This window comes from Cytobacillus oceanisediminis 2691, from assembly GCF_007678455.1.
Classification (GTDB): domain Bacteria; phylum Bacillota; class Bacilli; order Bacillales; family Cytobacillaceae; genus Mesobacillus; species Mesobacillus oceanisediminis_A.
Genome location: NZ_VEEP01000006.1, coordinates 241,766 through 253,785 on the forward strand (window position 1 = coordinate 241,766; position 12,020 = coordinate 253,785).

The window sequence follows — 12,020 nt, forward strand, 5'->3', positions numbered from 1 at the left end:
AAAAACTTGAAATCGATTTCAATACACTGCTTTTAAAACCTTTCTTCACTTTTTAGTAAAAGAAAGGTTCATCTTTTTTCCGTTGCAGAATTTCGTTCCACCAGTTGAAGGGGAAATACATAAGATTCATACTCCAACGGTGCATCGTCGTTATTGATCTTTTCAATCATAACCTTTACAGCCTGTTCTCCCATCTCACCTATCGGCTGATGCACTGTGGTTATAGCAGGGTCAATCAATTCGGATATTGGCTGGTCATCAAAACCAACTACAGATAAATCCTCAGGAACCCTGACGCCAAAAAGCTTTGCTTCTGCGATTATGCCAGCTGCTGCTTCATCCCCACCAACAAACACGGCTGTGATTTTTTTCGGTAATTGGTGGAAAGCTTTTTTACCGTCCTCTACCGTGTAGACACCTTTAAAAAGTGCATGTTCATCAAAGTGCTTGCCGAACTCCTCATGTGCCTTAATGAGACCTTCCATTCTGCCTTTCCCAACACTTGTCTTTAAGTCACCTATACAATAAGCAATATGCTCGTGCCCTAAATCCAGCAAGTGCTTTACAGCGATATACCCGCCAATTACCTGGTCAGCATAAATGGTCGGCACTTTCGCCTCCCTGTGAAATTCGTTGACTAGAATGAGAGGGCCAAAATTCTGATACGGTTCGATTTCACTCCAGTCATTTTCAATGGATGCAAGAATTATCCCATCAACTTTCTTTGCCTTAAGCATATCCAAATACTGCAACTCTCTCGTTTTTGAATACCTCGTCTGGCATACAATCAGCTGATAGCCACTATTCATTGCCGCAATCTCCATCGCTTCGATTAACTTACTGAAGAATGGGTTTGTAATCCTATTGATTAAGACAGCAATCGTTTCAGTCTTCCTATTTCGCAATCTGCGAGCTGAGGAATTAGGATAGTATCCAAGCTGTTCCATCGCATTTTTTACTGCACGCTTTTTATCTTCTGAGATATGAGGATAATTATTGATTACCCTAGAGACAGTAGCTCTCGATAGACCGGCAAGCTCAGCCACTTCCTTAATGGTAATTCGTTGTTCGATCACCCCTGCTATCGCCTCCCCTAAAATGAAATCGCCTTTATGGGTTAAATATATCAATTGTTGAAATCGATTTCAATCATTTTTTAGACTATTTATTCCTTTAGAGCTTTTCAATTCAATTTCTACCTGGTTTCACTCACAAAAAGCCGCCCTTTTAAAGAGCGGCTAAAGCATTATAAATTTAATTCTTGAAGGCGGGTTTTATGATTCGATTATCTGATAAACCCTCGCCTCATGCGGATCAAGCAGGTTTTTTCCACTTTGCGTCTTCGGCTGATAATTGCTGATGATCAGCTGTTTTCCCCTTTGCTGTAGTTCTTCAGGGAAAACAAAGGTTTGCTGCTCGTCTGAATGGTTCAGGACAATCAGCCAGGTTACCCCGTTGTAAGAACGGGTGTAAACATATAGATTTTCATCATCAGGCAATAAATCCTGATAATCTCCGTATACCATAACCTCATTTTCTTTTCGCAGACTGATCAGCTTTTTGTAGTAATAATAGACAGAGTCCTGGTCTTTCAATGCGGTCTCCACATTGATGTCCTTATAGTTCGGATTGACTTTAATCCATGGTTCACCGTTTGTAAAACCTGCCTGTGGAGCTTCATTCCAATGCATTGGTGTTCTGGAATTATCCCGGCTTAACAGCAGCAGGCTCTCAAAAACCTCCTGAGGATCGCGTCCTTTTGCCACTTCCTCATGGTATTTGTTTCTCATGGCAATATCGTTATAATCCTCAATGGAATCAAACCTGACTCCGGTCATCCCGATTTCTTCGCCCTGATAAATATAAGGAGTTCCTGGCAGTGTATGGATCATTGTTACCAGCAGCTTGGCTGACTGTTCCCGATATTTCCCGTCATTTCCATAGCGTGTCACTTGCCTTGTGTGGTCATGATTGTTCAGGAATTGAGAGTTCCAGCCTTTTCCCTTTAAGCCATCGTACCAGCTTGATTGGATTCTCTTAAAACGGATCATATCCCATCTCGGCATTTCGTCGGCCACCTGGAAATGGAATAATGTATTAAGCTCGTTTCGGTCTTCATCGACATAGAGTAGCCCCTCTGTTGGCGTTACAAAAGGAATTTCGCCTACTGTCATGGCATCATAATGTTGGAGTACCTCACGATTCATTTCTTGGAGGTAATCATGAATTCCTGGATTGTTGGCAAGGTAACTAATGTCATATGGATTTTCGGCGTCTGAAAAATCCTCTCTTTTAGCAAGAAGATTGATCACATCCATACGGAAACCATCAATTCCTTTATCAAGCCAGAATCGCATCATCTTATAAATTTCTTTTCGCAGCTCAGGGTTTTTCCAGTTAAGGTCCGGCTGCTCCACCGCAAAAGAATGATAATAATATTGCCCTGTTGCCAGGTCAAATTCCCAGCATGATGGGGCAAAATAGGAACGCCAGTTATTCGGCTCCTTGCCCTCTTTTGGATCCTCCCAAATATACCAGTCCCTCTTTGGGTTATCCTTGGAAGAGCGGGACTCCAGAAACCATGGATGTTGATCAGATGTATGGTTGACGACTAAATCCATGATCACCTTCATGCCCCGGTTATGGATTTCCTGGACCAATTCCTGAAAAATAGCCATGTCTCCAGCCTTTTCCATTACACGAAAATAATTAGAGATATCGTACCCATTATCACGGTCTGGAGATTCATAGAAAGGATTAAGCCAGATCACGTCGATTCCAAGGCTTTTGATGTAATCAAGCTTTTTAATTACCCCTCTCAAATCACCATATCCATCACCATCGGAGTCATAAAAGCTTCGCCAGTAAATCTGGTAAACAACAGCCTCTTTCCACCATTTTTTCTTCATGTCAGCACCTCAGTTCCATGAAAAAGGGCCCATCATAGGCCCTTTTCATTATTTTGTTAATCGATACACCCTTGCTTCATAAGGCTGAAGCGTTAATTCCTCGATAGATTCATTTCCATCAACGCTAAGATTTGAAATCAGTAATTCCTTTGATGAATAACGTACACTTTCAGGAAGGGTAAAGACAGGATTCTGGTCACTGAAGTTACAGATCACCAATAATTGATCATCCCCAAGTGTCCGGATGTAAGCAAAAATCTGCTCATCCTCTTCCATTACTACATCATATGTGCCGTAGACCACTACTTCGTTTTGCTTTCTTAGTTCGATGAGCTTCTTATAGTAATAGAAAATAGAGTCTTCATCTTTTAAAACTGCTTCGGCATTGATCGTCTCATAATTAGGATTCACATTGATCCATGGTGTCCCAGTTGTAAAGCCGGCATTGGCGCTGCTGTCCCACTGAACCGGAGTCCTTGCATTATCACGGCCGCGCTCATGGATTCCCTTGAAAATTTCTTCATGTGTCAATGAATCGGGAGTTAAATCGCGGTAGGCATTCAATGTTTCGATATCCCGGTAATCATTGATATCATCGAATTTCACATTCGTCATGCCGATTTCTTCACCCTGATAAATATATGGCGTACCCTGCATCATGTGGAGGCAGGTAGCAACCATCTTGCCAGATATAACCCTGTACTCATCAGAGTCATTGCCCCAGCGTGAAATAGCCCGCGGCTGGTCATGGTTACTCCAGTAAAGACTGTTCCAGCCGTCTTTTTCGAGACCCTTTTGCCATTTAGTGAAGATTTCCTTCAGCTGTGTCAGCTTCCATTCACGCGGATCCCATTTGCCGTATTGTCCGTCACCGAGGCCAACATGTTCAAAATGGAACACCATATTCAATTCTTTGCGGTCTGTACCTGTATAGAGCTTACCCTCGTCAACCGTAACACCTGGCATCTCTCCTACAGTAATGGTGTCATAACTGCTTAGTGCCTCTTTGTTCATTTCCTGGAGAAATTCATGAATTTTCGGCCCGTTCATATAATACTTGCTTCCGTCCCCATATTTATGGCCTTCCCGGACTTCTCCCTGAGGATAGCTTGTATCTTTAGAGATAAAATTGATGACATCCATCCTGAATCCGTCAATGCCTTTATCCAGCCAAAAACGCATCATTTCATATACTTCGTTTCTCAATACAGGGTTTTCCCAGTTAAGGTCCGGCTGCTTTTTGCTAAAAAGGTGGAGATAATACTCGCCTGTCTCTTCATCATATTCCCAGACACTCCCGCCAAAAGCAGCACCCCAATTCGTCGGCGGCTCGCCATTCTCTGGCTTTTTCCAAATATAATAGTCTCTGTATGGATTGTCCTTTGACTTCCGGGACTCCTGGAACCATGCATGCTCATCGCTAGAGTGGTTAACAACCAGGTCCATCATGATTTTGATTCCATGACGGTGAGCTTCTGCCAGCATATTATCAAAGTCCTGCATGGTCCCGAACTCGTCCATAATATTCCGATAATCAGAAATATCATATCCATTATCATCATTAGGTGATTGATAAACTGGAGATAGCCAGATCACATCAATGCCAAGCTCGCTTAAATATGGAATTTTTTCCGTTATTCCATTGATGTCGCCAATTCCGTCTCCATTTGAATCATTGAAGCTCCTCGGATAAATTTGATAAATAACACTTTCTTTCCACCAGGTCTTGTTCACATCAAAACACTCCGATCAATTTAAAAATCTATTTTACTGCTAAAGTTATTTTATCGAACCTTTCATCACACCGCTAATAATCCATTTCTGGGCAAAAATGTACACGATAATCATCGGTGCAAGAGCCATCAAGTAAGAGGCAAATGCCAGATTATAATCTGTGCTGAATTGCGATTGGAAAATATACTGAACAAGCGGCAGTGTCGCCATATCCCTGTCACTCAGCAAGACGAGCGGCAGCATGAAGTCATTCCATGCTCCAAGACTGGTAATGATCGCGACTGTAGCGTTCATTGGTGCAAGCAGCGGGAAGATGACCTTCCAGAAAACACCCCAGGTACTTGCTCCATCCATGATCGCCGCTTCTTCCAGTTCCACAGGGATGGACTTGATATATCCAATGTAAATGAATACGTTGAAGGATAGATTGAACACGATGTACAGGATGATCAGACCCACCAGATTATCCATTCCCCATGCACTTGTCTGCTTTACGAGCGGCAGCATGATAATCGGAAAAGGAATGAACATCGCACTTAAAAAGTAGAAGTATAAAAACTTATAAAACTTCTTATGCATGTTCCTGGCTATTGCATAAGAGACAAGTGAATTGGTCATTACCGTAAAGATGACCACAAAAACCGTCACAAACGCACTGTTTTTGAAGGCATTAAAGAAATTTGTCATTTCAATCGCATTGGCAAAGTTATCAAAAGACCATGATTTCGGAAGCGCCAATAAATTGCCGGCCATTTCTGGCGGTGTTTTAAAAGCGATGGTAACTGTTAAATATAGTGGAAATAGAATCAATAATGAACCTAAAATCAAGAGAGTGGTAATGACCCAGCTATGTTTTTTGCGATTCATCAGTTTTCCACCTCTCTTTTATTTAAGAATTTTAATTGAATGACAGAAAAGATGATGATGACGATAAAGTAAATGACGGCATTCGCAGATTGATAGGCAAATTGCCCGCCTTCAAAACCGCCGCGGTAAATCAGCAACGAAATCGATTCGGTTGATTTTCCTGGTCCGCCGCCGGTCAATGCGACGATCTGGTCAAACACCATCAAGAAGTTTTTAAGGGACAAAACCATATTAATCGTAAAGAAAGGTGCGATTAACGGGAATGTAATCTTCCAGAACTTCGTCCAAATACCAGCTCCGTCAATGCTCGCAGCCTCATATAAATCCTCGGAAATCGTCACCAGTCCAGCAAGGTATAGAATCGTATTGAAGGATACAGCCTGCCATACCGCGACAATGACAATCCCTATCCACGCAAGATCCGGATTACCAAGGATATTCATGCTAAGGAATTCCCAGCCCATTGCCTCGCCGACTCTAGGCAGAACATGTGCAAAAATGAAGTTAAAAATAAAACCAACAATCAATATGCTAAGAATATAAGGCAAGAAGTAGATTGCCCTAAGAGTCTTGTGGAATTTAATCTTAGAGTTAAGCCCAATCGCAACAGCAAGGCTTATGATATTTACGAGAATGGTAGAAACAATAGCGAATTTAAATGTGAACAGGTACGCATCACCAGCACGGCCGTCCTTGAAGACATTCAAGTAATTTTTTAATCCTACAAAGTTCCAGTCCCCATAGCCCTTCCAGTCTGTGAAGCTGTAAAAAATCCCCTGCAATGCAGGATAGCTATGAAAAATAAAAAAAAGGATGAAGGCAGGTATGGCAATGACCAGGAAAACATTATTTTTCTTTTTCATGATGACAACTCCTTTTTAGGAAAGCCAGGGATCCTTAGACACCCTGGCTTCTTTGCGGATTAACGATTTTGTACTTTCTCCCACTCGCTGTCCATTTTTTTCAAGAATTTTTCCTTGTCTTTCTTGATCAAGAATTCCTGTACCAGGTTTTCAGCTCCCATTCCTGCTGGATAATAGTGATCTGGGAAGCTAGTGATGGCACCAGTTTCAAAGTTGCCTTTGATTCCTTCAAATACAGGGTTTTCCTGGTAAACACCTTCAATAGCAGAGAACGCCTTTTGCTCGTCAATATACTTTTTGGCCGTTTCCTGATTCATCATGAATTCAACAAATTTCATTGCTTCTTCTTTATGCTCAGTATCTTTGTTTACAGTCAGAAGTACGTCAACACCTGATACTAATTTATTTTTTGCAGGGTCATTAGTAACTGGCATTGGGAATACACCCAATTCCATGTCCGGATTTGCTTTCAGGATTTCTGGAATCGCCCAGTTACCTTGAAGATAGAATACAGACTTTCCGTTGGCAAAAGCATTATTTCCATCGCCATACGCAACACCCATATTATCCTTGTGGCCATATTTCACCAAAGTTGCCATCTTATCAGCTACTTCATCATAGCTTTTTACGAAGGATGTTTCTCCGGCATTCTTCTTTTCAGCGAAATCTTCACCTGCGACATTAGCACCTAGTGAGTTCCAGGCAATCATGCCAGTCCATGCGTCCTTTAATGTAAAGTAAATCGGAGTGTCTCCCGCAGCCTTCACTTTTTCAAGGCTAGCGATAAATTCATCCCAGGTAGTTGGAACTGTAAGTCCATGTTCTTCAAACTTTGCCTTATTATAAATAACAGCATTTGCATTCGTAGCATATGGAAGACCAAACGTACCCTTTTCTTCAGGTCCAACCAGGCGGTTAATCATATCAACATATGATGGCTGGACTTTCTTTTCCAACTCTGAACCTGAGAAGTCTTCCAATACACCTGCACGGCCTAATTCACCATATGTAGCATTACCAGCGATGGACATAATATCAGGAAGGTCATTTTTAGTAAGACGTGTCTTTAAAACAGTTTCCGCTTCAGGCGGTGCATCCAGTTTGATTTTGATGTCTGGATTTTGTTTTTCGAATTCTTTAATTAATCCCTTATAAGTCTGGATACTTTCGGATTTATTTGAAAACAGCTCTAATGTTACTTTTCCATCATCCGCTTTGTCTGATGAGCATCCTGCTAATAAGGAAGCTCCCAGGGCTACTGCCATTACACCTGCTGTCACTTTCTTGAACATGTCTATTCCTCCTAAGTTTTCACGCTTTTTTTACGTAAACGTTTACTTAAATGTCCTGAGAAAAAGAGAGTCATTAAGCTCTCTTTTTTACACTTAATCTTTCAACTACTTTATGAGGCATAATCCGGCTTTCCGGGATTTCACCTGTTTCGAGTATTTTAAATAACATTTGTGCTGATGCTTCACCCATTTTAGCCAGCGGCTGGCCGATTGTAGTAAGCGGCGGAATCGTCATTTCCGCAAGATTCAGATTATCGAAACCCATCACTGACAGCTCTTCAGGCACTTTTATTCCCTGCTGATAAGCCGCTGATAACACACCCATGGCAATTTCATCACTGGCCGCAAAAATCGCTGTTACCTCAGGAAATTGTTCTTTCATTTTCCTCAAACCATCCAAGCCATCATGAAAGCCAAAGCCCTTGCTGTTAACGATATTTCTCTCACCGCAGGCAATCCCATGGTCTGCCAGAGCCTTTTGAAAACCATCGATCCTCGGTTTCCCGGCAACGATATCTTCTTTGTTCCCGCTGATCATGCCGATTTCAGTATGTCCTTTATCAATTAAATACTTCGCAGCTGCATAGGCTGCATGAAAATCATTGACCTTAACATATGGAACCGGGAATGCATAGGATTCTGTTGATAGGAGAACAATGGGCATTTTTGATTTCGTGACATACTGATAATATTCATCCTTCAGTATTTCACTTGCAAAAATGATTCCATCAACCCTTTTTTCGATCAATAGCTGAAGATAGTTCATTGTTTTTTCGCCATTTGATTCAGTATGGCAAACAATGACACTGGAGCCGTTTTCATTTGCCGCCTTCTCGATCCCATCCAGCAAGTCTGTAACCAGCGAGCTGGAAAGCTTCGGAAAAAGGACGCCGATCGTATGGGTTCTTTTATTGATTAATCCTCTGGCTACCGCATTTGGTGAGTATCCAAGCTCTTCAATGACCTTCAATACCTTTAGTTTGGTCTTTTCCGAGTAGCCAGCCTGGCCATTCAGAATCCTTGAAACGGTAGCTATCGAGACATTGGCCATCTTGGCAACGTCTTTAATCGTATAGGACATATCCCACCTGCTTTACACCAAAGATTAATAAAAAACGAAAACGTTTACGTAAAAATAATAGCATGTTATGCAAACCCTTTCAATAGTTTTTTGAACTAAAAATATACTCATGATTTTTGTCGATATATAAATAAAGGAGCGATTGAAGTAATTTTGATGTTTATGTACCTTTGTTAGCTGTTTTGTAAGTGTCGTAACAGCCTTGATTCCAGCCTGTTTTAAATATCCGAAGCTGAACTGACCTGTCAGACATACGAAGACGAATGTTTTAACCTGATCATCTTTTAAATCATCCCCATTTTCCATCCCTGTTTTCATCAAGCTACGCGTTAACAAAAAATAAATAAAATGTTAATATTATCCTGAGGTGTTATGATGATAAAATACTTAATTATATTTTTTGCAATTATTGTTGCTTCTCCATTGTCTTCACTCATAATTAATTACATCAGTCAATTATTAATGCCTGTAACTGCCCAGGAGTCCTATTATGAATATTGGACATTCTGGGGAGGTGTATTTATTGTCGCAATATATCAAGTGCCAATTTATATCATTGTTGGTATTCCTGTAACCCTACTTATTGATTGGATTATAAAGGATACAAAGTCGAACAGTAATGAAAAAACTTATTTCCCTCAACTTTTACTGTACACTTTATCAGCACTAGCGTTAGGGTCTTATCTTTTCTTATTGAGTAATAGTATTGAAAGCTTGATTGTTGTTGTTATTGCCGTATATACCTATTTTCATATTCTTTTCTTATTGAGAACAAGATTTAAAGTAGTTAACTTTCTTAATAATAAAAATACAAATGGAGGGGAAGAACTTTATAAACAGTTTTTATATGCATTATTTTTTTCAATGCTCTATTTAATAGTTTGGTTAGGTGTAGAATCTATACAAATAAAGATTGTTCTTGGTATTATTGGGCTAACATTTATACCGAATATAAGAAGAAAAGTTTACAAAGTTCCACTTGTTATTAGAAAAAGTAAAGTTGCACTTTATACTTCTTTCTGTTTTACCTTTTTAATATTTATTCTTGATATACAGACGTCTATAACAGAGCCCAACCTTAATTTCAATGATGTTTCTTTCATTACTTTTATTTTTTTATCTAGCTTGTTAGGCAGCTTTATTTATGGAATACCTGTTTCGTTATTCTCAGATTCTATAACCAAAAATGTTAAGAAATATCGTTTACACCTATCATTTTTACTTCATATTGGATTTGGCCTAATTACATTTTTCTTTCTTGGTCCATTAATGGTTTTAGCTACTTTATGTGCATTATTATTTTACCTTATAGATGAATTTTTAAGAAAAAAAAGAATACATTCCCTTTGAAACATAACCGCATTTCCTGCTTTTTTTTTGCGCAATATTGGGCAAAAACTTTACCTTTCTTAACTACTAATTTAAAAAATATTTGATTGAATGAACTAATTTGCTTCGTAGCTTGAGTCGCCATTTATTATTTTTATAAAGTAATACATTTTGGGATATTTCCTTTAGAGAAATTTGATAGAATCAAATTATAAATCTTGGAGATAATGTCTTGGTTAAAAACTTTATTGCCAGTTGCGTTGCAGCTGCTGCATCACTTTACTTTATTGAATTGTAGGAAAGCACACCGAAACTCTTTCAACAATCTTTTTCAAGTGAGATCATCTTTCTAGATGGTCTTTGTTATCACTTAGATTTCCAGCTTTCACAAAAATATTTCCCAGGCTTTATCCGACATTTCTTTATTACGGCGGCCAAGAATTGACCTACCGTCTTTTTTGTTTCTTTTGTTTTTCATCATTCGGACTCAGGTTCACCTAAAACTTGTCCATCAGGAACCGATACATTCCCATTGCTGTCCACAGAATATTCAAGGGCTTCACAAGCATCGATGCTCAATTGGCCATCTTGTCCATTGTCACTCTGTGGACGACTTTCCATAAATTCTTTATGAGTATGATAGGCGTATGTTAAATCGGTTAAGAAATACTGATGGTGCTTGTTTTATTTTCTCCGTGATTTTTATGCATTTGAAGACTGTCATTTTCCTTTGCGCTGAAACGATTCCCTCTGCTTGATCAGTGTATCCGCGACTTCGTCATATCCCTCTTCTCTGGCTTTTTTGTAAGCAACCGCATCCCATGTGCTTTCGTCAATCTCGTAAAATATACGAGGAATTCTGGCGGATGAGCAGTAATGCTGCCTATAGGAATAATTATCTGAACTAGTGTGCCAGGCCAATATGAGTAAGGTGATGTGCATCTGGATTTAACAATACCCCAGCTCATAAAGTTCCTCAAAATAATGTTCCTGGTACTTCCTATTCAGAATCCCGGTATAATAAGCAATTGGATTCTTTACTTTTGTTTTTGATTTCATCTTTCGGACAAGCTGCCTGAAGGAGTCCAGGGAAACAGATAACAGTAGTCGCTAATCCCTGTTTCTACCTATGCATATTCGACCCAGTACCTCCCAGAACCTCATTCTTGGGCCGTATACTATCTGCATTGGGAGAATAATTATAAGGGGTTGCATCTGCCTGGCAAATATCACGATGACGGAGTTCATTTGGTGAAAGTTTACTAACACCTGCATATGGGCTTGAAGAATTCCCTATCTTGACTCTGTTAGGAAGATTAAATGGACCGACTTGGTGGGTTTCGGGTTTATTCACTTTTGTTGTGTCGTCCTTCTGTCTCCTGATGCTTTGGCCTGACTGACTGTTGTTCTTTTGTGGAGATCTTTTAACTCCGGAGGATATCTTTGACTCAAAAAACTCCTTCTTATATGCAAGACTAACCTCATAGGATATAGGGTGCAGACCATTACTATTACTGTAACTGGTTGTATAGCGATCATTTAATTTATAGATTCGCTTTAGAGAAAGGATTCTCCTCAGGTTGATTGTGACAAGATTAGCTGAAAATTCGATAGAAACAATATCAAACTTTTGATTCTTTCGCTTTTCGATTACTTTCTTTTCAAATGTTAATGTAATTCCTACTTCATGTTTAGTATCCTGACCATTCATTGAATACCGATACTTACCATCCACTAGTTTAAGTTTATTGATAGGCAGGTTAGCGATTAATATATGATGCTCCATGCCTCCTGCCTTACAAAGCCTAGAAACAGATTTCACTTCAAAAGAACCTTTCATCAACGCAACCTCTTTTCCTTAAAAAGCAATATGATGGAGCAATTCGTGTGAATAAATTAACTTTTCACTAAATTGCATCTTGTTCTTTTTATCGGAAAAGTAAGG

General features: G+C 39.7%; 9 protein-coding genes. 1 reads left to right on the forward strand and 8 read right to left on the reverse strand.

From position 1 onward, the window contains the following. Window positions 1-68 precede the first annotated feature (68 nt). The 7 genes from FS736_RS13765 to FS736_RS13795 form a co-directional block, all read right to left on the reverse strand. Window positions 69-1,076, reverse strand: coding sequence for a LacI family DNA-binding transcriptional regulator (locus tag FS736_RS13765; RefSeq protein WP_260983605.1), 1,008 nt, complete (start codon window positions 1,074-1,076; stop codon window positions 69-71). 198 nt (window positions 1,077-1,274) lie between these two features. Next, window positions 1,275-2,909, reverse strand: a complete 1,635-nt coding sequence (locus FS736_RS13770) for a glycoside hydrolase family 13 protein (protein ID WP_144478198.1) — start codon at window positions 2,907-2,909, stop codon at window positions 1,275-1,277. A 48-nt stretch (window positions 2,910-2,957) separates the two neighbouring features. Further along, entirely contained in the window at window positions 2,958-4,643 is a 1,686-nt protein-coding gene (locus tag FS736_RS13775; protein ID WP_144478200.1) for a glycoside hydrolase family 13 protein, read from the reverse strand. A 45-nt stretch (window positions 4,644-4,688) separates the two neighbouring features. Next, the gene (locus FS736_RS13780; protein ID WP_144478202.1) at window positions 4,689-5,510 is read right to left on the reverse strand and encodes a carbohydrate ABC transporter permease; all 822 of its coding nucleotides are present in this window, start codon (window positions 5,508-5,510) and stop codon (window positions 4,689-4,691) included. Continuing rightward, window positions 5,510-6,373, reverse strand: a complete 864-nt coding sequence (locus FS736_RS13785; protein ID WP_144478204.1) for a carbohydrate ABC transporter permease — start codon at window positions 6,371-6,373, stop codon at window positions 5,510-5,512. Before FS736_RS13785 ends, FS736_RS13780 begins: the two co-directional genes overlap by 1 nt. A 59-nt stretch (window positions 6,374-6,432) precedes the next feature. Further along, window positions 6,433-7,665, reverse strand: coding sequence for an ABC transporter substrate-binding protein (locus tag FS736_RS13790; protein ID WP_144478206.1), 1,233 nt, complete (start codon window positions 7,663-7,665; stop codon window positions 6,433-6,435). Window positions 7,666-7,738: 73 nt separating this feature from the next. Next, complete coding sequence (locus tag FS736_RS13795; RefSeq protein ID WP_144478208.1) at window positions 7,739-8,746, reverse strand: LacI family DNA-binding transcriptional regulator; 1,008 nt, start codon at window positions 8,744-8,746, stop codon at window positions 7,739-7,741. Window positions 8,747-9,118: 372 nt separating this feature from the next. Here FS736_RS13795 and FS736_RS13805 point away from each other — a divergent pair, with 372 nt between their 5' ends. Beyond that, window positions 9,119-10,096: a hypothetical protein gene (locus tag FS736_RS13805; protein WP_144478210.1), complete on the forward strand. Its 978-nt coding sequence runs from the start codon at window positions 9,119-9,121 to the stop codon at window positions 10,094-10,096. 1,102 nt (window positions 10,097-11,198) lie between these two features. Here FS736_RS13805 and FS736_RS13810 read toward each other — a convergent pair. Continuing rightward, window positions 11,199-11,915: a hypothetical protein gene (locus tag FS736_RS13810; RefSeq protein WP_144478212.1), complete on the reverse strand. Its 717-nt coding sequence runs from the start codon at window positions 11,913-11,915 to the stop codon at window positions 11,199-11,201. Window positions 11,916-12,020: the final 105 nt, after the last annotated feature.

Bases quoted from the DNA above. Each gene is read 5' to 3' on its own strand.
- FS736_RS13785 (WP_144478204.1), bottom strand. From the start codon at position 6,373: ATGAAAAAGAAAAATAATGTTTTCCTGGTCATTGCCATACCTGCCTTC.
- FS736_RS13810 (WP_144478212.1), bottom strand. From the start codon at position 11,915: ATGAAAGGTTCTTTTGAAGTGAAATCTGTTTCTAGGCTTTGTAAGGCA.
- FS736_RS13795 (WP_144478208.1), bottom strand. From the start codon at position 8,746: ATGTCCTATACGATTAAAGACGTTGCCAAGATGGCCAATGTCTCGATA.
- FS736_RS13780 (WP_144478202.1), bottom strand. From the start codon at position 5,510: ATGAATCGCAAAAAACATAGCTGGGTCATTACCACTCTCTTGATTTTA.
- FS736_RS13770 (WP_144478198.1), bottom strand. From the start codon at position 2,909: ATGAAGAAAAAATGGTGGAAAGAGGCTGTTGTTTACCAGATTTACTGG.
- FS736_RS13790 (WP_144478206.1), bottom strand. From the start codon at position 7,665: ATGTTCAAGAAAGTGACAGCAGGTGTAATGGCAGTAGCCCTGGGAGCT.
- FS736_RS13805 (WP_144478210.1), top strand. From the start codon at position 9,119: ATGATGATAAAATACTTAATTATATTTTTTGCAATTATTGTTGCTTCT.